24 protein-coding genes are annotated in these 22235 nt (G+C 65.1%); 8 read left to right on the top strand and 16 right to left on the bottom strand.

Features of this window, described 5'->3' with window-relative positions; genetic code table 11:
- Positions 1 to 53: 53 nt before the first annotated feature.
- The 7 genes from ACIPHN_RS04870 to ACIPHN_RS04840 form a co-directional block, all read right to left on the bottom strand.
- Entirely contained in the window at positions 54 to 974 is a 921-nt protein-coding gene (locus tag ACIPHN_RS04870; RefSeq protein ID WP_400433578.1) for an ornithine cyclodeaminase family protein, read from the bottom strand.
- Positions 975 to 1025: 51 nt separating this feature from the next.
- Positions 1026 to 1964, bottom strand: a complete 939-nt coding sequence (locus tag ACIPHN_RS04865) for a LysR family transcriptional regulator (RefSeq protein ID WP_400433575.1) — start codon at positions 1962 to 1964, stop codon at positions 1026 to 1028.
- A 304-nt stretch (positions 1965 to 2268) separates the two neighbouring features.
- Complete coding sequence (locus tag ACIPHN_RS04860; RefSeq protein ID WP_400433572.1) at positions 2269 to 2502, bottom strand: hypothetical protein; 234 nt, start codon at positions 2500 to 2502, stop codon at positions 2269 to 2271.
- A 125-nt stretch (positions 2503 to 2627) separates the two neighbouring features.
- Entirely contained in the window at positions 2628 to 2888 is a 261-nt protein-coding gene (locus ACIPHN_RS04855) for a DUF4148 domain-containing protein (protein WP_400433569.1), read from the bottom strand.
- Between the two features lie 408 nt (positions 2889 to 3296).
- Positions 3297 to 3584, bottom strand: coding sequence for a hypothetical protein (locus ACIPHN_RS04850; protein ID WP_400433566.1), 288 nt, complete (start codon positions 3582 to 3584; stop codon positions 3297 to 3299).
- A gap of 128 nt (positions 3585 to 3712) precedes the next feature.
- The gene (locus ACIPHN_RS04845; RefSeq protein WP_400433563.1) at positions 3713 to 6217 is read right to left on the bottom strand and encodes a DEAD/DEAH box helicase; all 2505 of its coding nucleotides are present in this window, start codon (positions 6215 to 6217) and stop codon (positions 3713 to 3715) included.
- A gap of 60 nt (positions 6218 to 6277) precedes the next feature.
- The gene (locus ACIPHN_RS04840) at positions 6278 to 6457 is read right to left on the bottom strand and encodes a metallothio multi-domain protein (RefSeq protein ID WP_400433560.1); all 180 of its coding nucleotides are present in this window, start codon (positions 6455 to 6457) and stop codon (positions 6278 to 6280) included.
- A 194-nt stretch (positions 6458 to 6651) separates the two neighbouring features.
- On the opposite strand from ACIPHN_RS04840, the gene ACIPHN_RS04835 reads away from it, so the two are divergent.
- The gene (locus ACIPHN_RS04835; RefSeq protein ID WP_400433557.1) at positions 6652 to 7182 is read left to right on the top strand and encodes a cysteine hydrolase family protein; all 531 of its coding nucleotides are present in this window, start codon (positions 6652 to 6654) and stop codon (positions 7180 to 7182) included.
- 15 nt (positions 7183 to 7197) lie between these two features.
- Here ACIPHN_RS04835 and ACIPHN_RS04830 read toward each other — a convergent pair whose 3' ends face one another.
- Positions 7198 to 8484, bottom strand: coding sequence for an NAD(P)/FAD-dependent oxidoreductase (locus ACIPHN_RS04830; RefSeq protein WP_400433554.1), 1287 nt, complete (start codon positions 8482 to 8484; stop codon positions 7198 to 7200).
- 114 nt (positions 8485 to 8598) lie between these two features.
- Between ACIPHN_RS04830 and ACIPHN_RS04825 the strand changes: the two genes are divergently transcribed.
- On the top strand, positions 8599 to 8985 hold the full coding sequence (locus ACIPHN_RS04825) for a VOC family protein (RefSeq protein WP_400433551.1): 387 nt from the start codon (positions 8599 to 8601) through the stop codon (positions 8983 to 8985).
- Positions 8986 to 9091: 106 nt separating this feature from the next.
- On the top strand, positions 9092 to 9547 hold the full coding sequence (locus tag ACIPHN_RS04820; RefSeq protein WP_400433548.1) for an SRPBCC family protein: 456 nt from the start codon (positions 9092 to 9094) through the stop codon (positions 9545 to 9547).
- 14 nt (positions 9548 to 9561) lie between these two features.
- On the opposite strand, the gene ACIPHN_RS04815 is transcribed toward ACIPHN_RS04820, so the two are convergent.
- On the bottom strand, positions 9562 to 11226 hold the full coding sequence (locus ACIPHN_RS04815) for a phosphoethanolamine transferase (protein ID WP_400433545.1): 1665 nt from the start codon (positions 11224 to 11226) through the stop codon (positions 9562 to 9564).
- A 226-nt stretch (positions 11227 to 11452) separates the two neighbouring features.
- Between ACIPHN_RS04815 and ACIPHN_RS04810 the strand changes: the two genes are divergently transcribed.
- Positions 11453 to 12079 (top strand): cysteine hydrolase family protein, encoded by a 627-nt coding sequence (locus ACIPHN_RS04810; RefSeq protein WP_400433542.1) that lies wholly within the window; start codon positions 11453 to 11455, stop codon positions 12077 to 12079.
- Positions 12080 to 12097: 18 nt separating this feature from the next.
- On the opposite strand, the gene ACIPHN_RS04805 is transcribed toward ACIPHN_RS04810, so the two are convergent.
- On the bottom strand, positions 12098 to 12928 hold the full coding sequence (locus ACIPHN_RS04805; RefSeq protein ID WP_400433539.1) for an amidohydrolase family protein: 831 nt from the start codon (positions 12926 to 12928) through the stop codon (positions 12098 to 12100).
- Positions 12925 to 14166 (bottom strand): MFS transporter, encoded by a 1242-nt coding sequence (locus ACIPHN_RS04800; protein ID WP_400433536.1) that lies wholly within the window; start codon positions 14164 to 14166, stop codon positions 12925 to 12927. Before ACIPHN_RS04800 ends, ACIPHN_RS04805 begins: the two co-directional genes overlap by 4 nt.
- A gap of 265 nt (positions 14167 to 14431) precedes the next feature.
- Between ACIPHN_RS04800 and ACIPHN_RS04795 the strand changes: the two genes are divergently transcribed.
- The 3 genes from ACIPHN_RS04795 to yfcF all read left to right on the top strand — a co-directional run bounded on the left by ACIPHN_RS04795 (position 14432) and on the right by yfcF (position 17075).
- Positions 14432 to 15166, top strand: coding sequence for a GntR family transcriptional regulator (locus tag ACIPHN_RS04795; protein ID WP_400433533.1), 735 nt, complete (start codon positions 14432 to 14434; stop codon positions 15164 to 15166).
- Positions 15167 to 15538: 372 nt separating this feature from the next.
- The gene (dapA, locus tag ACIPHN_RS04790) at positions 15539 to 16417 is read left to right on the top strand and encodes a 4-hydroxy-tetrahydrodipicolinate synthase (RefSeq protein WP_400433530.1); all 879 of its coding nucleotides are present in this window, start codon (positions 15539 to 15541) and stop codon (positions 16415 to 16417) included.
- 25 nt (positions 16418 to 16442) lie between these two features.
- Positions 16443 to 17075: a glutathione transferase gene (yfcF, locus tag ACIPHN_RS04785; protein ID WP_400433527.1), complete on the top strand. Its 633-nt coding sequence runs from the start codon at positions 16443 to 16445 to the stop codon at positions 17073 to 17075.
- Between the two features lie 43 nt (positions 17076 to 17118).
- Here the strand turns inward: yfcF and ACIPHN_RS04780 are convergent, their stop codons facing one another.
- Together ACIPHN_RS04780 and ACIPHN_RS04775 are read right to left on the bottom strand one after the other, a co-directional pair.
- Positions 17119 to 17853, bottom strand: a complete 735-nt coding sequence (locus ACIPHN_RS04780; RefSeq protein WP_400433524.1) for a haloacid dehalogenase type II — start codon at positions 17851 to 17853, stop codon at positions 17119 to 17121.
- A 204-nt stretch (positions 17854 to 18057) separates the two neighbouring features.
- Positions 18058 to 19314: an MFS transporter gene (locus ACIPHN_RS04775; RefSeq protein ID WP_400433521.1), complete on the bottom strand. Its 1257-nt coding sequence runs from the start codon at positions 19312 to 19314 to the stop codon at positions 18058 to 18060.
- Between the two features lie 415 nt (positions 19315 to 19729).
- Here ACIPHN_RS04775 and ACIPHN_RS04770 point away from each other — a divergent pair, with 415 nt between their 5' ends.
- On the top strand, positions 19730 to 20452 hold the full coding sequence (locus ACIPHN_RS04770; protein ID WP_400433518.1) for a FadR/GntR family transcriptional regulator: 723 nt from the start codon (positions 19730 to 19732) through the stop codon (positions 20450 to 20452).
- Positions 20453 to 20474: 22 nt separating this feature from the next.
- Here ACIPHN_RS04770 and ACIPHN_RS04765 read toward each other — a convergent pair whose 3' ends face one another.
- The 3 genes from ACIPHN_RS04765 to ACIPHN_RS04755 form a co-directional block, all read right to left on the bottom strand.
- Complete coding sequence (locus ACIPHN_RS04765) at positions 20475 to 21005, bottom strand: RNA polymerase sigma factor (RefSeq protein WP_400433515.1); 531 nt, start codon at positions 21003 to 21005, stop codon at positions 20475 to 20477.
- Entirely contained in the window at positions 21002 to 21217 is a 216-nt protein-coding gene (locus ACIPHN_RS04760) for a DUF2892 domain-containing protein (protein WP_400433512.1), read from the bottom strand. The genes ACIPHN_RS04765 and ACIPHN_RS04760 overlap by 4 nt, the downstream gene beginning before the upstream one ends.
- Positions 21218 to 21340: 123 nt before the next feature.
- The gene (locus ACIPHN_RS04755) at positions 21341 to 22120 is read right to left on the bottom strand and encodes a DeoR/GlpR family DNA-binding transcription regulator (protein WP_400433509.1); all 780 of its coding nucleotides are present in this window, start codon (positions 22118 to 22120) and stop codon (positions 21341 to 21343) included.
- Positions 22121 to 22235 lie beyond the last annotated feature (115 nt).

The raw sequence follows: 22235 nt of genomic DNA, 5'->3' as shown, positions 1-22235 counted from the left end.
AAAACGGGCGCTGCAGATCCAGTCTGCAGCGCCCGTTTTTTATTCCTGCGCCCTTACCAGCCGTACTTCGCGCAGGCCTTGCGGTAGGCCAGCCCGGCCAGGGCCACGTCTTCCAGGCCGATACCGATGGCCTTGTAGATGACGATGTCCTCGGGCTTGCGCTGGTAGGGCATGCTGCCGTCAACGGCCTGGGCCAGTTCTATCACCTGCGTCCAGTCGAACACGCCCGGCGCGCATTGCACCAGATCGCCGGCTTCCTGCTGGGCTTGCGGCTTCCATTCGACGAACAGCGCGGCGGCACGACCGATGGCGGTGTCGTCCAGTTCGCGCACATTGGCCTTGGAAGCACCCACGGCCGCCACGAAGGTACCGGGACGCAGCAGCTTGCCATCGAACAGCGGCGTGCTCGCCCGCGTGACCGTGACCAGCACGTCGGCATTGGCGGCGGCCTCGTCGATCTCGACGGCGCGCGCCGGCACGCCCAGCGTGCGGGTGATGTCATCGGCCAGCGCCTGCTGGCCCGACAGGCCGGCCACCAGCACCTCCTTGAACTTGCGTACCTGCAGCAGCGCCGGGATGTGCGAGCGCGCCTGCACGCCCGTACCGATCACCGACAGCACCGCGGCATCGGGACGCGCCAGCGCATCGCAGGCCACGGCGGTGGCGGCAGCCGTACGCAGGCCGGTCATGGTGTCGCCCTCGATGGTGCACAGGGGCGCGCCGGTCTCGGTGGAAAACAACTGGATGACGAACTTGAACTGGCCCTTGATCGTGGTATAGACCTTGGCGCCGGCGATGCCGGCCGCCGGGATCACCGCGCCCATCATCGACAGCATCACGCCATTGGAAGCACTGGTGCGCACGCGTCCCTGGTGCGCGCCCTCGGCCGCACCGGCAAAGGCTTCGCGCATGGAGGCGATGGCGTCTTCGGTGGTGAGCAGTTCGCTGATCTGCTGGTTGGTCAGGAATTTCATGGTGCTGTCCTTCAGTGTGTTTCGGTGTAGGAGTCCCCGATGGGGAAGAGATCAGTGCGAGCCGTGCTCGGACTTGAGGTAATTCCAGATGCGGTCGATGTCGGGATTGGCGCCATCGATACGGCGATAGACGCGGATATCCATCTCCTCGCACCACAGGCCCTGTTCCAGCGCCTCGCTGTCATTGGGTGCGATGGCCAGGGTCAGCTTGCCCTCGGCGATCTCGCGCGCCACTGCGCTGGCCGGCAGCCAGGCGATGCCATGACCTTCCACGGCCATGCTCTTCAGGCCCTCGGCGAGATCGGTCTCGAAGCGGCGGAACAGGTGTACGCGACGCGGGCTGGAGTGCAGCGCCTTCTCGACGATGCGCGAGAGCGAGGAATACGGCGAATAACTCAGGAAAGGCTGCGGATCATTGGGCGTACCCGGCAACACGTACTTGGGCAGGCCACCCGCCAGCGTCTTCACGTAGGGGCGCAGCGGCTCCTTGCCCAGCGAGAGCACATCGTAGCGCTCGGTATCGAGGGCGATGCCCTGCTGGCGATGGTCGTAGCAGATCAACAGATCGCAATTGCGCTCGACCAGGGCCATCACGGCGTCATGCACGTTGCCGGCGATGACGGTGGTGGCGATGGCACCGATCTTCTTCTCGATCTCGGAAAGCAGCTTGGGGAACACCGTCAGCAGCAGCGTATGCGGCATCGCAAAGCGCACCGCCGATTGCGCGCCGGCCAGTTGCCCGCGCAGCACCAGGCGCGCCTGCATGGACTGGTTCAGCATCTCCTTGGCGATCGGCACGAAGGATTCGCCGGCGGGTGTGAGCGTACAGGGGTAGGAAGAACGGTCGAACAGCTCGGCGCCCAGCCAGGTCTCCAGCGAGCGGATGCGGCGGCCGAAGGCCGGTTGCGTGACATTGCGCAGCTTGGCCGAGCGGCTGAAGTTCAGCGTCTCGACCACCGAGAGAAAGTCCTCCACCCATTTGATTTCCATTGTCCCCACCCCGTTGGCATGCCGCGCAAAGCAGGCGGCGAATCTGTCGGGCCCGATGCGGCATAGCGCCGGCAAGCCCTCCCTTGGACGCCTGCAACTATACCGAAACGGCACTGCCGGCGTCCCATGCCATTTTGGCATAGAGCGCGCCAGATGGGGGATTGCGGTCTACCCGGCGGCCTGCGGAGGAATACCCCGGCGCCGTCCCGGCATGGCCGAGGCCATCACCCTGACGCCCAGGCAGAAATGGAAACGGCACGCCGGAGTGCGGCGTGCCGTTTCTGGGGTGAACCCTGACGGATTCTCAAGCACAACAATTACCATCGAGGCAATCACCGTGCGCTTCGCGCCGCTGGCGCAAGCGGGCACGGCGACTGCGCACGCGCTGCGATACACGATAGAGCGCGCGCTGGGTCAGCATCATGGACAGCGTACCCACGCTGAACTCGGCTGCGATCAGCAAGGCCACCAGGGCCGCGAATTGCAGGTAGATCCGTGGATAGACGGACAGGCTACGCGAGAACAGTTGGTGCAGCATGATGGTTTCCTCGTTGTTGTTGTACTTGCTGACTTGCTTGTGATGCTTCTTCTATCTACTTGCTTGCCGGCTGACCCGGCGGCTGGGGGAAGCGGCACCCGCCGCATCCTCCCGCCTGGCTGCAATCAGGCACCAGCGTAGGTCGAAGCCGACACGCTACCGGCGGTTTGCAGGCCGCTGTTGGCCGGAGCCGAGGTGCTGGCCGGGAACACCGAGTCAGGCTGGTTGGCCAGGCCTTGTTGATCTGCCTTGACCAGTTCGGCCTTCACGGCAGCACGGGTGGTGTGGGAAACGAAAGGCTTTTCAACCGGATACGGTGCTTCGGCGAAAGCGACGGACGAAGCGGACAGGGCCAGGACGGCGGCGATAATGGTCTTTGCGGACATGATGTTCTCCTTGAAGGTTCAGTGAAGCCGATCCGCTATCGGATCGACGAAATCGGGTACATGTGTCGGTTGTGTGAGATGACATGTGCCTCTCTCTCAGAACCGCATCGTTTCTTGCGTTGCGATGTCGTTCATCGATGGACTGAAGTCTACGGAAGGGAGGACGGCAGAAAAACCCGCGCCAGGAGAATTGAGTGTTCCGGGAAGTGGAACAATCGCTTGTGACTATGTCGCCGTTCAGGAAAAGGCTATCGGCAGATGATCTTGATTGATAGGCGAAAAGCCACGCCGGCACTGGGATTGCGGCTGGTTTTGCGGTTCCCGGCGCAAGGCCGGAAGCAAAGCACGGCAATGCTGCCATGACGGCGGAGAATGTCTGCTATCACGACACGAAATACCTGGGTGGTATCAGGCGATGTTCTTGAAGGGCGTGGGGCGGTCGTTCTCTTCGGCGATGATCTGCATCTCGCCGATGCGGTTGCGCATTTCTTCCCAGGGATGCGTGGGCAAGCCGTCATCGCTGGCGTGGACGCGAGGCAGGGGACGTTCCATGAGCTCCCGGACATCGCGCTCGGCACGTTCCTGCCCGCGCTGTTCCAGGGCGATGAACAGGACGATGGTAGCGACCAGGCCCAGCGCGCACAGCACTAGCGCCGCATAGATCGAATACTGCATGATGATGCCGATCCAGCCCATGTCTCGCTCCACCCCGATATGCTTGATTTGAATGAGCGCATGGTAGCGCCATCATCACGAGGGCGACATCAGGAAATGTCTGAGTCGACAAGCCGCGACAGTTGCTTGCATGGATGCAAACGCATCGCTCATGCCAATGGCAGGATCTTCTCCGCCACACCCGCCCCCAGAGGCGCCAGCAGGGCCTGCAATTCCTCTTCACCGAACTTGATGGCGCCGGCGTCGTCGCGTCCCAGCATGCCCTCGGCCAGCGCCGATTTGCGGGCCTGCAGCTCCAGCAGGCGCTCTTCGATACTGCCTTCGATGACCAGCTTGTAGACGAATACCTGGCGCGTCTGCCCGAGGCGATGGGCGCGTGCGATGGCCTGCTCTTCCACGGCCGGGTTCCACCAGGGATCGACCAGCACGACGGTGTCGGCGGCGGTCAGGTTCAGGCCCACGCCACCGGCCTTCAGGCTCACCAGCAAGAGCGGCGCCTGGCCGGCCTGAAAGCGCGCAATCAGCTCGCCCCGGTCGGCCGGGTCGGTGGCGCCGGTGAGCGACAGGCAGGGCAATTGCAGCGCCTGCAGTTGTGCCTCGATCAAGGCCAGCATGCTGGTGAATTGCGAGAACACCAGGATGCGCCGGCCCTCTTCCACCAGCGCCGGCAGCATGTCGCGCAGCCATTCGATCTTGGCGCGTTCTATGCCCTTGGGCATGCGGCCCTGCTTGAGTAGGTAGGGATCGCAGCAGACCTGGCGCAGCTTGAGCAGGGCATCCATCACCGTCACCTGCGAGCCGCCCAGTCCGCGCCGCTCCAGCGCACGGCGTACCTGCTTGTCGGCGGCCAGGCGCACGCTCTCGTAGAGTTCGCGCTGGCGGCCCTGCAATTGCAGGCGTTCGATGATCTCGCTGCGGGCCGGCAATTCCTGCAGCACATCCTGCTTGCGCCGGCGCAGGATGAAGGGCCGCACACGCTGCGCCAGCAGGCGGGCGCGCACGGTCTCGCCCTGTTCCTCGATGGGCTTGCGCCACAGCCGTGCAAAGCTGCGCGCGTCACCCAGGAAACCGGGCATGAGGAAATGGAACTGGCTCCACAACTCGCCCAGGTGATTCTCCAGCGGCGTGCCGGTCATGCACAGGCGATGCCGGGCGCGCAGGCGGCGCGCTGCCGCGGCGCTGCGCGAGGCGGCGTTCTTGACGGTCTGTGCCTCGTCCAGCACCAGCAGGTGAAAGCGCAAGGGCAGCAACTGGTCCAGGTCGCGCCACAACAGCGGATAGGTGGTCAGCACCAGGTCGGCCTGGCCGGCGGCCACCGCCGCGACGTGCTGCGCCCGGCCTTCGCCATGCAGCACCTGCACACGCAGGGAGGGGGTGATGCGGCGGGCCTCCTGCTGCCAGTTGAACAGCAGCGAGGTCGGCACCACCACCAGTGCCGGCAGGTCCAGGCGACCGGCTTCTTTTTCGATCAGCAGGTGGGCCAGTACCTGGGCGGTCTTGCCCAGGCCCATGTCGTCAGCCAGGATGCCGGCCAGGCCCTGTGCACGCAGGTATTGCATCCAGGCCACACCTTGCAGCTGGTAGGTGCGCAAGGTCAGGCCCAGCCCTTGCGGTGGCGCCACCGGCTGGACACTGCCGGCCGCACGCAGGCGCTGCGCCAGCGCCAGCACGCTGCCCTGGCCGCTCATCTGCCAGGGGGCGGCGCCATCCAGCGCCTGCAGGGCGGCGTGGATGCTGTCGAGCCGGTGCGCATCCCAGGGCGTGAGCTGCAGCGGTCCATCCTTGCGCCTGAGATCGACCAGCAGGTCCAGCAGGGACAGCACCACCGCCTTCAGCGGTCCGGCCATGGCATCGATGCGGCGACCGCCGGGGGCGCGCAGGGAGATGACGGCATGGGGATCGATGCGCTCGACCTGCTGCGCATCGGCCCAGCGCGGATCGCGGCGCAACAGGTCGGCCACCATCGGCGCCACGTCCATGACCGCGCCATCGACCTCGATGCCGATGGAGAGCAGCCAGCGCCCCGACGGGTCGAGGCCGTCGAAGATCTCGCTGGAGAAGGCCCGCTCCTGCAAGGGCGCCGCCACTTCGCGCTGAAGCACCTCGCCGGTGTCGCTGCTGACGATGAAACGCCAGGCCGTCACCGGGATGCTCTCGTGCGCAAAGCCGGGCCGGGCGCGCAGGGTCCAGCCCATCTGCTGCAGCCGGGGCGCCTGGTCGGCCCAGAAATCGCCGAAGAAATCCTCCTGCACCAGCGTCCACAAGGGGCCGGCATCGTGCAGCGGATTATGGGCGCGCCATTGCAGGGCGTCTTCGCGCAGGGGCAGCAGGCCCAGTTCGCGTATCCATTCCAGCGCGGCCGATTCGGCGGCGTGGTCACGCGTGATGTGGGCGGGGGTGTAGGTCGGCTCGTCCTCGCCATGGCCGGTCGGTGCCGGCGTGCTCCAGCGCTGCGCGCCCTCGCCATAGACCCAGTCGATCTGTGCCACCGTCACCATGGCGCCACGTGGCCCGAACAGGCCGTGCGCGCGCATGCCCAGCAGGCCGTCGCCACGCGTGAGCGTCTGCAGGCTCAGCCGGGGATGGAAAGTGCTGGTGGATGGAGAAGTCGGGGAAGACGCCATGCTGCCGGGAAATATTGCCGAAGCGGCCATTGTAGGGCGCTTCGCCGCTGGCGTGCAGGCGAAAAAACTAATATTGCAAACGGGAAAAACTTATTTTGCCGGGGGCGTGATGCAGAAGTCCAGCATGCCGAAGGGGGTACGGCCTTCGCCGGTCGCCCACACCCAGACCGCCCAGCACAGCAGGCCGCACACCAGCAGCAGGGCCAGCACGATGTGCAGTCCGGAGGCCTTGCGCAGGAAGCTTTCGAGGCGGTCGAAGAGAGCGGTCATGGCAAACGATAACAGCGGTGGAAAAGAAGTCTTATTCTATCCAAGCCATCGCCGCCCCGGAATGGGACAAATTGACGCAGTGTCAGCCTGGCAATGGTCCAGCAAGCAAGCGGGGGATCCTTGCCTGGCGCGCTCTTGCGTACGACACGCGAAATTGCGTTACCCTTCTGCACTTCCCCCTCGCGAAACCCGCCATGCGTACAGCCCTGCTCATCATCGACGTTCAGCACGCCCTCTGTACCGGTCCCGACGCCGTCGACAACGGCGACCGCACCATCGCCAACATCAACCTGCTTTCGCAAAAGGCCCGTGCGGCACGCGCACCGGTGATCTTCGTGCAACACGAAGACCAGGGCACGCTGGCGCATGAGAGCCCGGGCTGGCAGCTGGCTACCGGGTTGCAGCATACCGAGCAGGACTTGCGGCTGCGCAAGCGTGGCTCGGACGCCTTCCACCAGACCGACCTGCAGGCCATGCTGAAGATGCGTCATATCTCCGATCTGGTGATCTGTGGCATGCAAACTGAGTTCTGCGTGGAATCCACCGTGCGTCGCGCCCTGGCGCTGGGCTATCCGGTCACACTGGCGGCCGACGCCCATACCACCGCGCCCAATGGCGTGCTGTCGGTGGCCGACGTGGTGGCTCACCACCATGCCACGCTGTCCAACCTGGGTGCCTATGGCGTGCGCACGACGGTACGCCCGGCCCAGGACATCAGCTTCTGAGCCAACGCCAGCAGATCAGAAACGCTGCGGGCTGAACGGCGCCAGGTCGATCTCGGGCGCCTGCCCGGCCAATAGCTGGCCGACGATGCGGCCGGTGCGGGCCGAGCAACCCAGTCCGATGTGCCCATGTCCGTAGGCATGGATGATGTCGCTGCTGGCGCTGGCCGGGCCGATGCAGGGCATGCCGTCGGGCGTGCTGGGACGGCGTCCCAGCCAGAACCTGACATCGCTTTGCGGTAGCGTGCGCGGCAGGCCGGGGAAGAGCTTCAGGGCGATGTCGCGCATGATCTCGCCACGTCGCCAGTCCGGTGCGGCCTCGAAGGAGGCGAACTCGACCTGGCCGGCAATGCGCAGGCCCGTCTCCATCTGCGTGGCGATCACCTTGAACTCCGACACCATCATCGGCGTGCGCGCACGCGCCTCTTGCGCGTGGCCGCTGATGACGGCGTGGTAACCGCGCTCGCTCTCCAGTTGCACGTGGTCACCGGCCTGCGCCGCCAGCGCCTTGGAGCGTGCACCGGCGCTGATCACGGCGGCGTCACAGGCGATCTCGCCCTGCGCCGTCAAGACCGCCTTGAGCCGTCCCTGCTCCAGCCTGAACCCGGTGGCGGCAGCCTTGACGTGGTGCGCACCACGCGCCAGCGCATAAGCCTGCAGGGCTTGCATGTAGGCGCCCGGATTCTTGCAGTGGCCGGCTTCATCCACCTGCACGGCAAATCCGAAGGCCGGGTCCAGGTCGGGCTCGCGCTGGCGCAGGGCCTCGCCGTCCAGCTCGGTCCACTGTATGCCCAGTTCGCGGCGCACGCCCCAGCCGAAGGCATCACCCTCGAACTGCTGGCGCGAGCGATAGACGTGCAGCACGCCCGAGGTATCGATGAGGTGACCGACCCCGGCACGGCTGGCGATTTCGTGATGCAGCGTGCGCGCATCCACCACCAGCGTGCGCAAGGCACGGGCGGTGCTGCGGATGCGCTCGCGACGGGCACTGGCCAGGTTGCGCAGCAGCCAGGGCGTCAGCCGTGGCAGGTAGCGCCAGCGGATGGACAGGGGACCGATGGGATCCATCAGGTAGCCCGGCACCTTCTTCCACATGCCCGGCTCCACCGGCGGGATCACCGAGTGCGAAGACAGCCAGCCGGCATTGCCATAACTGGACGCTTCCTCGCTGCCGGGCTCGTTGAAATCCAGCAGGGTGACCTGCAAGCCCTGGTCCAGCGCATGGATGGCGCTCATCAGGCCGACGGCACCGGCGCCGATGACGACGACGTGGCGGGGAAAGGAGATTTCCGGGGTGGAAGACATGGCAGTGGTGTGCGGGAGAAAGCAGCATCATACGGGATCTGCGCTGGCGCTGGATTGACCGCGATGACGGCCAAGCCCTATGATCGGCGCTCACCCAATACCAGGAGATGCAGCATGATCGACCACACCGGCGTCATCGTCAGCGATTTCGACCAGAGCAAGGCCTTTTACCAGAAGGCGCTCGCCCCTATCGGCTATACCCTGTTGATGGAATTCCCCGCGGCCGTGACCGGCCATACCGACGTGGCCGGCTTTGGCGAGAACGGCAAACCCGATTTCTGGATCAGCCGTGGCACGCCCAACCAGCCGCCCCTGCACATCGCCTTCCGTGCCGAGACGCGCGCGCCGGTCGATGCCTTCCACGCCGCAGCGCTGGCCGCAGGCGGCCGCGACAATGGTGCGCCCGGCATCCGCGCGCACTATCACCCGGATTACTACGGCGCCTTCGTGCTGGACCCCGATGGCCACAACATCGAGGTGGTCTGCCACTGTCCTGCCTGAGGCTACGCACCTGGCCCCGCGCGGATCCGCACAAGGTCGAGCTTGACAGGATCCGCGCGGCGATGGACGCTTGCCTTCCCTCCCCCCTTCGCAGAGGAACCATGCCATGAGCAGCTCCAACACCGTGCGCCTGTACCGCGTGCTGCGCGCCAAGCCCGAACGCATCTATCGCGCCTTCCTCGATCCCGATGCCATGGTCAAGTGGCTGCCGCCGCATGGCTTCACCGGCAAGGTCCATCACATGGACGCGCGGGTGGGCGGCTCGCACCGCATGTCGTTCACCAATTTCAGTACCGGCAGTTCGCACTCCTTCGGTGGCACCTATGTGGAGCTGCTGCCCAACGAGCGCATCGTCTACACCGACAAGTTCGATGACCCGCAATTGCCCGGCGAGATGAAGGTCACCGTCAGCATCGCCGCCACTCTCGTGGGGAGCGCCCTGACCATCGTGCAGGAAGGCATTCCGCCGGCCATCCCGCTGGAGTTCTGCTACGCCGGCTGGCAGGAATCGCTGCAACTGCTGGCGCAACTGGTCGATCCCGAGATTCCCAACGGCGCCTGAATGGCCGTCAATGCTCAGTCGTTGTAGACCTGCGTGCGCGGCTGGTAGGGCTGGCCATTGATACGCCGCACCTGGTGGAAGGCCGGCGCCTGGAAGCGCTGGCTGAGGATGTCGCGGCGGCCATCGTAGTAGACCGACTCCACCCCCAGCAGGCCCAGGACGGTATGTTCCATCTGGTCGGTCTGGTAGGGCCGGTATTCCAGCTGCGCCTTGTCTTCGGCGCTCTTGCCGGTGAATGAGCGGGTCCACAGCAGCATGGGGATTTCATAGCCGCTGGCGTCCGCGACCGACTGCCCGGCGTGGTTGCGGGTATGCCCGACCTCCTGCGCGTGGTCGGACGAGAACAACAGGCTGGCATTGTCGCCGGGGGCTGCGCGCATGGTCAGGCGCAGCATGTTGGCCAGCACCACGTCATGGTAGGCGATCGCATTGTCGTACTCGTTGCGCAGCTGCCGTATCCACGGCGAACGCGCATCCTTCTCCAGCTTCTCCGTCACCGCATCGCGCACGCCGTCGAAGCGCGCGTAGTCATCTGGATAACGCATGTCATAGGTGGGATGCGCCCCCAGCAGATGGACCACGATCAGCTTGCGCGGCGCCGGGTCGGCCAGCGCGGTCTCCAGGCCGGGCAACAGGTTGCCATCGAAATTGTTCTCGCCACGACCGGCACCCTTGTTGATGAAGACCTGCTGGTCGGCACGCCTGGCCACTAGGCCCAGCCAGCCATCATTGGGCGCCTGGTTGGATAGCCAGATGATGCGAAAACCCGCTTCCCGCGCCAGCATCAGCACATCGGGCTGGCGGCTCCAGGCCTGCGGATCGTCCAGGTCGGCCGGGGTGAGCATCTTCATCAGCGAGGCCATGGTGGCCGGCTCCGAGGAGACCACATCGCGGAAGACGATCAGCTCCTTGCGCATCGCCTCCAGCATCGGCGTGGTATTGCGTTCATAACCGTACAGCGACATGTTGGCGCGATTGATACTCTCGCCGATCACCCATACCAGGGTATTGCGCTGCGCTCCCGCATAGCGCACCTGCCAGTCGGATGTCTGCGCCATGTTGCGGGCGAGATCCTCTTCCATGCGCTCGGCCTGGACCATCTGGCTGCGATAGTCGAGATAGCGGATGGGCCAGAACAGCAGCGGGTTTTCCTTGGCCATGGTGGGATTGAAATGCAGGCCGATGAAGATCGCCAGCAGGCTGCCGATGGCGACGATGCCGCGTGCGCGCCATGCGGGCGTCGACCTACGCGCTTCGACGCCGGCAAGATGGCGCTCCACCCGCCACAGCAGGCCGCACATCAGCAGCAGCACGCCCAGGGCCTGGGCCACGTCGCGCCAGTTGTGGCGCAGGAATTCGCTGCTCTCGCCGGGATTGGTGTTGAAGAGGGCTTGCAGCACCAGCAGGGGATTGGGACGCAGCCCGAAGTAGTCGCGCAGGAAACCCTTGAGCGCCGCATCCAGGAAGAACAATCCGATGATGGCCAGCGTCACCGCCGAGAACCATTGCGGTCGGCGCCGCAAGCCGGGAACGACCAGGCACAGGCCGGCGATGCCCGGCAAGGCGGTGGCCATCAGCACGCTGCTCTTGGCCAGTTCGTTGGCGCTGATCATGCCCAGCGCCCAGAAGATCAGCAGGCCACCCAGGCCCGCCAGCAACCGCTTGACTAACTTGTTCAATGCTTGCTTTCCGCCGCCCCGCCCGGCAAGATGTTATGGAAATGACATTTACATGCAGGCAGCAGCGCTTCCCCGGCCAATGCTGCGCGCATGACGCACCTTGTGCGATGCTGCGCGATAGGACAAGCTCGGCGATAATTTGTTTCCGTCACGGCCCCGGGCCGGGATGCAAGACGCTCAAAAGCGCCGCCGGTCGTACCGGCATCCCCCTCACGAAAGGAAGATCATGCGTACCCTCTTCAACAGTTTCTTCGCCGGCATCATCGGCCTGGCCGCCTGCACCGGCGCCTCGGCCCAGGGCGTGTACGACGACTGGGCCTCGGTCAAGGCACCCGCCGCGCCGGCCTTGTCGAAGGTGACCATCGATCCGGCCACCACCGCCCTGCTGGTGCTGGATATCGCCCGCCAGACCTGCAATCCGGAGTCGCGTCCGCGCTGCGTGGCCATGCTGCCCCGTGTGGAAAAGATATTGGCCCTGGCTCGCGAAAAGAAGGTAACGGTGATCTACACCCTGGGCGGCAACGCCAAGCCCAGCGACATCTGGCCCCAGGCCGCGATGCTGGGTGATGAACCGCTGATCAAGTCCGGACCGGACAAGTTCGTCAACACGGACCTGGAAAAGCTCTTGCACGACAAGGGCATCAAGACCGTCATCTGCATCGGCGCCGCGGCCCATGGCGCGGTGCTGCATACGGCCGCCAGCGCGGCCTTCCGTGGCTTTGACGTGGTGGTACCGGTGGACCTGATGGCGTCGGACACCGCCTATGCCGAGCAATACACGGCCTGGCACCTGGTCAATGCGCCACGCCTGGGCGAGCGCGTGAAGCTGACCCAGCTGGACTGGATCAACTAAGCCTGCTCCCCCCGGCCATCAGGCGAAGCCGAACAGCTGTGCCGCCGTAGCGCCAGTGATGGCGCTGCGGTCCTGCGGGTCGGTCACCAGCGCCGTGAACTGCTGCCAGCTGTGGGCGTAGTCGGTCATGCTTTCGTGCTGGGTATGCGGCCAGTCGCTGCCCCAGAGCAGGCGATCGGTCCCCAGGTGCTGGCGCAGCAGCGGCCAGGCCTGGTGTGCAAAGTGGGCGCCAGCCACGTTACCGCCATTGCGGTAGGGCGCCGACAGTTTCACCCACACCTGGCGCGAGGCGCCACTCTCCAGCAGATAGCGGAAACCGGGATCGGCCACACCCAGCGCCGGATCGACCCGGCCGAAGTGATCCACCACCACCTTCAGCCCCATCTCGATCAGGGGCGGCAACAGCAAGGGCAAATCGGCTGCTTCGCGATGCACTTCCACTTGCCATCCCAGCGCGGCGACACGTTCCAGCGTGGCGCGCCAGGCACCGCGAAAATCCGGCAGCGGCGCACCACCGACCAGGTTGAAGCGGATGCCGACCACCCCACCCGCCTTCAGCGCCTGCAGCGCGTCGTGGCCGACCCCGGCATCCACCATGGCAATGCCACGCAGGCGCTGCGGAAAGCGCCGCAGCGCTTCCAGCATGTAACCGTTGTCGCTGCCCAGGAAGCTGGGTTGCACCAGCACGCCATGGTGCATGCCATGTGCATCCAGCCGGGCGACATACTCCTCGACGGTGACATCATGCGCCGGCGTATAGCGACGCCCGTCGGCCATGGGCAGGCTGCGCGTGAAGACGTGGGCGTGCGTGTCGATGCGCAGGGCCTCGTGGCTTGCTGGCGTGGTCATGCGGCGGTTTCCATCTGGCGGCCACGGGTCTCGGGCAGCATCAGCACGGCCACTACCACCAGCGAATAGGCGATGGCGGCATCGATACCGATGGCCTGGCCCAGTGGCATGGAGTCGCTCATGTGACCCACCAGCACCGGGAAGCCGGCCGAGGCCACGCGTCCGAAGTTGTAGCAGAAGCCCACGCCGGTGCCGCGAATGCCGCTGGGGTAGAGCTCATTGAACAGCGCCCCCAGGCTGGCCGGGATGCCGGCAGCGAAGAAGCCCAGCGGGAAGCCGCACACCAGCATCTGGGTATCGGTCAGCGGCAGGAAGATGTAGCACAGCACGGTCACCACACAGCAGACGGCGAAGGAGGCCACGGTGCGACGACGGCCGATACGGTCCAGCAATTGCGCGCTGGCGATACAGCCACACCAGAAGGCGACGATGATGACGGCCAGGTAGCCACCGGTGCCCAGCACCGAGAGGTGCTTCTCGGTCTTCAGATAGGTCGGCAACCAGGTCATCAGCGCATAGTAGCCACCGTGGGCCCCCACGCCCAGGAGGCTGCCGATGACGGTCAGGCGCAGCACGTCAGGCCGGAAGATGCCCACCAGCGGATTGCTGGCCGGCTTGCCGGCGGCGGCCTTGCGACCGGCCAGGAAGGCATCGGTCTCGGGCACCGAGCGGCGTACGTAGACCACCAGCAGGGCCGGCAGCAGGCCGATGACGAACATGGCGCGCCAGGCGGTTTCCTGCGGCAGGAAGGAGAACAGCACCGAGAACAGCAACACCGCGCCGCCCCAGCCGACTGCCCAGGCGCTTTGCACCGTGCCCATGGCGCGACCGCGATGCTCGGCGCGGATGGTCTCGGCCATCAGCACTGCGCCAGCGGCCCACTCGCCGCCGAAGCCGAAGCCCTGCAAGGCCTTCAGCACCAGCAGTTGCGGATAGTTCTGGGCGAAGGCGCTCAGGAAGGTGAACAGCGAAAACCAGAGGATGGTGACCTGCAGCGTCTTCACGCGTCCATAGCGATCCGACAGGGCGCCGGCGAACCAGCCGCCGATGGCCGAGGCCACCAGGGTGGCACCGCTGATGAAGCCGGCATCGGCCTTGCTGAGGGAAAAAGCCGCGATCAACGCGGGAATGGCCAGGCTGAACATCTGCACGTCCAGTGCATCCAGCGCCCATCCGCTGAAGCAGGCCCAGAAGGTCTTGCGTTCCTTGGCAGTGACCTGCCGATACCATGAAAACATTGTCTCGTCCTCTACGCTGAAGGCGTACGGCTGGCATGGTCCCACATCCGGGATGGCGCCGGCAGTCGCACGAAGCTGGTTGATTGATATTGATTTTGTTGGATACTCATATAGACATATATATGAGTTGGCATAAGATAACACAGGCGGAGACCCGCAACAATCACCGGCCGTGCGGACAAGCCACGCCGGAATGCCGGCATTGTGAGCCCCGCGCCGGGGAGGTAGACTGGGGGACTTTCCATTTTGCAAGGTCAGTTTCACCATGCTTGACCAGACCGGTGCCGATTCGCGCCTGCCGCTTTACTTGCAGTTACGCGACCTGCTGGCCGCCCAGATCCGTGCCCAGAAGTGGCAACCGGGCCAGCCCATCCCGTCCGAAGCCGAATTGAGCCAGACCTACCAGATGGCGGTGGGCACGGTGCGCCGCGCCGTCGAGACGCTCATGGCCGAGGGCCTGGTGGAGCGCACCCATGGCCGTGGCACCTTCGTGCGCAAGGCACGCTTCGACAATTCGCTGTTCCGCTTCTTCCGTTTCGAGACGGCCGATGGCCGGCCGCTGGCGCCCAAGAGCGTGATCGTCAGCCGCAAGCTCATCGACGCCCCGCGCCAGGCCGCCGAGGCGCTGCATCTCAAGCCCAAGGTCAAGGCCATCGAACTGCTGCGGTTGCGCACGGTGGAGCAGCAACCGGTATTGGCCGAGAACATCTACCTGTGCGCGCAGCGCTTCAAGGCCCTGCTGGAGAAGGCCCCGGAAGATTTCGGCGACCTGCTCTATCCGCTCTACGAGCGCGAATGCGGCCTCATCGTCGCCTCCGCGCGCGAGACCCTGACGGTGGAAACCGTCACCAAGGCACAAGCGCAGCTGCTGGGCCTGCCGGAGAAGACACCGGTGGTGGTGATCGAACGCACCGCCCTGGGCTCGGACGGCCAGCCGCTGGAATGGCGGCAGTCGCGCGGGGCGGCGAGCAAGTTCAGGTATAGCGCGGAAATCCGGTAAGCAAGACGGCGTGTGCTTGCCTTGTTCGACTACCATCGGCGTTGGGGCGAAAAAGCGGGACATGCTGCAAAATCACCACACTCCATTTGAAATCCCCGAGCACTCTCGATTACCATCGACGCTCAGCCCACGACTTCATCACCATGCACACGAAGCCAACCGACCACTGCAACGCATCCGCCGCACCAGCGGCCGGCGTCGTCGTGTCCGGGCTGAGCACCAAAAAACGCTATCTCCGCTGACGGGGATATCACGTCCCGTCCGGCGGATCGCCAGGCGGGACTGAATCGCACACCTTCTCTTCATTCAGACCTCGTCCGGCGCCCTGCCGACGGAACGGCTTTTTTCTCAACCGTTCTTTACGAGGCAAACATGCAAACAGGTTTTACCGGCGTCTGGATTCCCATCATCACGCCGTTCGACGGCGAACACATCGATCACACCGCCCTGGCGAAGCTGGCGCGCCACCTGGCCGCACAGGGCATCGCCGGCCTGGTGGTGGGCGCCACCACAGGCGAAGGCATCCTGCTGGAACCCGCTGAACAGGAAGCCCTCCTGGCCACCCTGCGCAGCGCCGTCCCCGGCCTGCCGCTGGTGCTGGGCCTGTCGACCGCCTCGACCCGCGATGCAGTCCAGCGTGCGCGGGCACTGGCACGACTGCAACCGCAAGGCCTGCTGGTGACGCCGCCACTGTATGTGCGCCCATCGCAAGAGGGCATCCGCCGCCATATCGAAGAAGTCGTGCAGGCGGCCGACCTGCCGGTGCTGGTCTACAACATCCCCTATCGCACCGGTTGCCAGGTGGAGCTGGAGACATTGCAGCAACTGGCCCGCGATCCCCGCGTGGCCGGTCTCAAGGAATGTGGCGGCAATCACGAGCGCATGCAGCGGCTGGTCGCGGAGACCCCGCTGTCCATCCTCAGCGGCGACGACAGCCAGAACTTCATGGCCCTGTGCCTGGGTGCGCATGGCGTGATCGCGGCGTCGGCCCATGTGATGCCGCACTGGCATGTGCGCATGCAGGCACTGATCCGCGACGGCCAGTTGGCGCAGGCGCGCCGCATCGCCGATGCCTTGCAGCCGGTGGTGCGCGATCTCTTCGCCGAGCCCAGCCCGGCTGGCCTGAAGGCGCTGCTGGCCGAGGATGGCTGGTGCACATCCGAGCTGCGCCTGCCCTTCCTGCCGGCCAGCGCAAACTTGCAGGCAAGACTGCGACAACATCGCCAGGCCTTGCTGGCACAGTCCTTCTGATCCCCCTCTCTTCAGGAAAACCACGATGAACAATGCCCCGTTCCACCTCTACGTCGACGCACAATTCGCCAGTCCCTACGCCATGTCGGTCTTCGTGGCGCTGCAGGAAAAGCAGCGGCCCTTCACGCTCCATACCGTCGACCTCGACGCCGGTGCCAACAAGGCAGAGGCCTATGCCCGCCTGTCGCTGACCGCGCGCGTCCCCACGCTGATGCATGGCGAACTGGCCCTGTCGGAATCCTCGGCCATCACCGAATACCTCGACGAGATCTTGCCCGGTCTGCCCCTCTACCCCAGGGATCCCGTGCAAAAGGCCCGCGCCCGCCAGATCCAGGCGTGGCTACGCAGCGACCTGATGCCGATCCGCGAGGAGAGGAATACCCAGGTCCTGTTCTACGGTGTGAAGAAGGCGCCGCTGTCGGCCGCGGCCGTGGCGGCGGCGCAAAGGCTGTTGCGCTTTGCCGATCAGCTGCTACCAGCGCATGGCGGACAGCTGTTTGACCAGTGGAGCATCGCCGATGTCGATCTGGCGCTGATGCTCAATCGCCTGGCCCTGCATGGCGATGCCGTGCCGCAGCGGCTGGCGGACTATGCGCAGGCGCAATGGCAACGGCCCTCGGTGCAGGCCTGGCTGGCGCAGGAGCGTCCGCCCCTGTAGGCCACTGTGGCGCCCTCGCCCGGCGGGGCGCCATGGCCTGCGCTTAGTCGTGCGGACAGCCGAGCCGGTCTGCCAGCTCGGTGAAGCCATCGACCACGATATCCCAATCCTCCTCGGGCAGCAGGTCGATGCGCTGGTCGGGGCCATGCTCGGTGGGCCGGCGTACGAAGATGGTCTTCAGGCCGCAGGCACGCGCGGCCCGCAGGTCGCCATTGTGGGCTGCGACCAGGGCCAGCTGGGCGGGTGCCACACCGGCCGCCTCGGCCGACTGCAGATAGACCTGTGGCTGCGGCTTGTAGGCCTGAGCGATCTCGGCGCCCAGCACCAGATCCCATGGCAGGCCGGCATGACGGCCCATCTGCATCATGCCGGCCAGGTGGCCGTTGGAAATCGTCACCAGCGGATAGTGGCGCTTGAGCCTGCGCAAGCCATCGCGCACGTCGGGCCAGGGGTCGAGGCGATCCCATGCGCGGGTGAAGTCGGCCAGTTCCGCGTCATCGAGCGCGGCCGGGTCCAGTCCATGGCCCTGCAGGATGCGCTCCAGGCTCTCGCGATGCAGGACTTCCAGCCTGACCCATGGACGTTGTCCGCTGCGCACGCTCTCCAGTTGCGGTTGATACCAGGAGCGCCACTCCACGGCGAAGGCGACCGGATCGATGGCCAGGCCATGGCGGGCCAGGAAGGGCTCGGCCTGGCGGGCAATACTGTTGCGCCAATCGACGACGGTGCCGAACACATCAAAACCCAATACCTGCACCTCGGACAAGGCTGGCTTCATCGCATGATCTCCATAGGAATACGCATGATCGAAGCGCCAGTATAGGGGGCTTTCGCACAGCAGGATGGTATGGGCCGGTATGGGCCGGTATCAGCCGGAAACGAAAAAAAGGGCGGCCCCTTGCAGAGCCACCCTGTGCCTCTCCCTTGCATCCGGGAGAGGCCCCACCGCTGGAATGATTTATATTATTTTCAGATTGCTGCCTCAGGCGATCGCATCCGCACGCGGACGGGCGATGGCGAACACCACCACGGCGGCCAGCAGATCGAAGGCCGCCAGCAGCACGAACAGCGGGCTGTAGCCGATCTGCGTCACCAGGATACCGAACAGCAGCGTGAACAGCGTCGCGCCCAGGTAGCCGCTCATGCCGGCCAGGCCGGTCGCGGTCGCCACCTGGCTCTTGGTGAAGACGTCGGAGGTGATCGAATACAGCGCGCCCGACAGGGTCTGGTGGGCGAAGCCGCCGATGGAGAGCAGGCCGATCGCCACATACGGGCTATCGACCAGGCCCACGCAGGCCGGTCCGATCATGGCCAGGCAGCCCACCAGCATGACCAGCTTGCGCGAGGTGAACAGCGACACCTTCAGGTGCTTGTGGAACAGCGGGCTCAGGTAACCGCCCAGCACGCAACCGATGTCGGCGGCGAGGAAGGGCAGCCAGGCGAACATGGCGATTTCCTTGATGTTCATGTGGCGCTCGGTGGCCATGTACAGCGGAATCCAGGCATTGAAGGTCTGCCAGGCCGGTTCCGACAGGAAGCGCGGAATGGCGATGGACCAGAAGTTCTGGCTGCGCACGATCTTGGTCCAGCTCTCGCGAACCACTTTCTCGGGGGTCTTTTCCTGGCCATCCAGGATATAGGCGCGCTCTTCCGGCGAGAGCAGCTTCTGGTCACGCGGGCTCTTGTAGAACAACATCCACAGGAAGAACCAGATCACGCCCAGTACGCCCACCACCACGAAGGACATCTTCCAGCCGCCGTGCAGGATGGTCCAGACCACCAGCGGCGGTGCGCACAGGGCGCCGATGGAGGAGCCGATATTGAACCAGCCGATGGCGACCGAGCGTTCCTTGGCCGGGAACCACTCGGTGGAGGCCTTCACGCCACCGGGAATGCCGGCCGCCTCGGTCACACCCAGCAACGCCCGGAAGAAGGCCAGGCTTTGCCAGCCGGTGGCCAGGGCTGCGGCCGCGCAGACCAGCGACCAGGCCAGCGCAAAGATGCCGAAACCGATCTTGGTGCCCACCACGTCCAGCACGTAGCCGGCCACCGGCTGCATGAAGGCATAGCAGATCTGCCACGCCACCACGATGTAGGAATACTCCTGCGTGCTCATGTTGAGCTCTTTCATCATGGTCGGGGCGGCCACCGACAGGGTGTTGCGGGCCAGGTAATTGACGATCAGGGCCAGGGTGACCAGCGTCACCATGTACCAGCGGATTCCTCTTACATACTTCATGGCGTCTCCAAAGGGTTTTTCTTCAAATGGGTGTTCGGGGCGGACGGCCGGCCAGGGCTCCGCCTGCGTGAACCGTGGATGTCACGCAGGTATGCTGCCGTTGGCCCGGCATGGCGCAGGTCATGTGCTTCATGGCCGTCTCCACATTGTCATTTTTATTACTTTATGGTCAGCTTATTTATACGACGTCGTATAAGTAAGCATAAAATTAGTCCGACTAATTTCGAATGCAGGTGGACAACTCTAATGATGCAGGCGCTGGAAGTCAACCGAAATCCATCCTAATTACTTGCCAGAAATGGCGTTATGGCGGGTATTGCAGGTTGACCCCGCTTTACGGGAGTGAAGGCTTGCGCCACGGGGCGGAGTCCTTCATAGTGTCCGCAGAAGAACTCCCGACCAGCAGTCATCGTACATGTCAGATCCTATCCTCAGCACTCCTGCCACGGCGCGGACCAGCCGGCTCAGCCGTTCAGAACACATCTGCAAGCAGATCATCGCTTCCATCCTGCGCGGCGAGCTGGGCGAGAACCGCAAGCTACCGACCGAAGTCGAGCTGGCCGAGCGCTATGAGGCTTCCCGCACCACAGTGCGCGAGGCCCTGTCGCGCTTGCGTTCGGAAGGCATCGTGGTATCGCGGCGCGGTTCGGGCAATTATGTGCAGCGGGTGCCGACCCTGCAGACCCATGCCAGCCCGCAGATTGCCAGCATCCACGACGTCGAACGCTATTACGCCTTTCGCGAATGCGTGGAGGTGGGCGCCGCCGGCATCGCCAGCCTGGCGCGCCAGGACGAGGATGTGGAATTGATGCGCGATTCGCTGCAGGCGCTGCGGCGCGCGCAACTGGCCGGACAGACCGGGGTGGACGAGGACCTGGCGCTGCACATGGCCATCGCCCGCGCCAGCCGCAATCCCTTCTTCATCTCCACCATCGAGCATTCGCTGGGACCGATCCGCCAGTGCATGGAGCTGGCGCAGAACCTGGGTTCGCCGCAGGCCGGCGAGCGCATCCAGACCATCGACGATGAACACCATGCCATCGTGCAGGCCATCGCCGAAGGCTCGCCCGAACGCGCCGAAGCGGCCATGCGGGCGCATATCGGTCATGCGCGCATGCGTATCTTCGAGGGCGGTTGAACGTCCCCGGCAGGCGCACCGCTCAGTAATCCGGGCCGAGCAGGTATTCCCTTACCAGTTCGCGGGCGCGATGCAGCCGGCTCTTCACCGCGCCTTGCGGCTCTCCCAGGCGCCCGGCGATTTCAGCGATGGTGAGTTCTTCGAAGTCCCGCAACAACACCACTTCGAGATAGTGCGCCGGCAATGATTCGAGTGCGTGCGCCAGGTCGATGCGCAAGGCCTCGTCGCTGCGGCGTTCCAGTTGCTGCTCGGCAGCCTGTTCCGGCAGCGGCGCATGGCGGGACATCATGCGCTGCAGTTTGTGGCACTCCCGCTTGATGACCGTAAAGAGCCACGACGAAAACGCCACCGCCGCCTTGAGGCTGCCGACCTTGCGCGAAATGATCAGCAAGGATTCCTGCACGGCGTCATCGACATCGCTGGCCTGGCAGTGCCTGCGCGCATAGCGCCGGGCGTCGGCCTGGCACACCGCAAGCAGGCGGGAAATGGCCACCTGGTCGCCACTCTGGGCGGCCAGGATCAGGTTGTCCCGCTCGCTCACGGCGCCGTTCATGGCTGGCGTTCTTTGTCGAGCTTGCGACCAACCAGCGCACACATGGGACAGAAACCCACCAGGCCGCTCATGGCCAGCATCACGCCGACCACGCCAGCGCCAATGGCCAGTACCGATCCGCCCCAGTTCAGGGCTGCCACGGCCAGCGCCACCACGCCGATGAGCACGCGCAGGATGCGTTCCCCGGTGGGGACATTCTTCATGTAGAACATGTCATTCTCCTTTGATGATTGCAGGTTCGAGGACATTCCTCTCCTGCTAGGAGTGCGGCAACCGGGGCAAACGGTTCGCGACTGGAAGAATATTTTTTTCAGGACGCCGGCGTGCCGGTGCCGTCAGCGCTGCGCCGTGATCGGCGGCGCCGACTCGACCCTGACCCCAGGCAGGTTCTCGAAGGCATGTCGTCCGGCATGGCCGGGCATGGCATCGGTGATGAGGGTCCAGGCTTTCTCCACCGGCGTCCAGTGCTGCTGGCTGTCGCGGTTGAGCTTGTCGCCGGTGACCAGCACGTAGACCGTGGCGGCCTGGCGGATGATGCATTCCTTGAGGTAGGCCTGCTCCACCGTGGCTTCGCACAGGCCGCGTCCGGGCACCACGCCATCGGCCCCGAGGAAGGCCTTGTCGAAGGTGAAGCGTGACAGGCCCAGCTGGGCGATGGGCCCGAAGGTGCTCATGCTGGAGGGGCGTACATCGCCACCGATCAGCGTCACGCCGACCTGGCTGCCGGCCAGCGTCTGTACCACCAGCAGGTTGTTGGTGACGACCTTGATTCCCTGCCGCGCGAACAGTGCCTTGGCCAGTGCGGCGGTGGTAGTGCCACCATCGAGGAACAGGGTGTCGCCCTCGACCACATGGGCGGCGGCGGCTTGCCCGATGGCATCCTTCTCGGCCTGGAAGCTGTGGCTGCGCTGCTCCAGCGATTCTTCCGGCGCATGCGTGCTGACCGAGGCGGCGCCGCCATAGGTGCGCAGGATCAGACCTTCGTCGGCCAGGGCGCGCAGGTCGCGGCGCACGGTCACTTCGGAAATGCCGAAGTGGTCGCACAGGGCGGTCACTTCGGTCATGCCCGAGAGGACGGCCTGGACCATGGCCTCGCGGCGGCGGGTTACTTTCATAGCGGATCGGGAATCAGGGTTGGGGTGGCTGCCGCTGCACCTGTACATGACATCGGCGCAGGCGGCCAGCCCCGAGTATACCCACTTCCGCTGCCGATCCGCCGCTTGCTGCTGC

The sequence above is a fragment of the Herbaspirillum sp. NPDC087042 genome (genome assembly GCF_044745245.1).
Taxonomy (GTDB): domain Bacteria; phylum Pseudomonadota; class Gammaproteobacteria; order Burkholderiales; family Burkholderiaceae_D; genus Herbaspirillum.
Note: the sequence above shows the minus strand (reverse complement) of the source record. Positions and strands in the feature narration are given on the sequence as shown.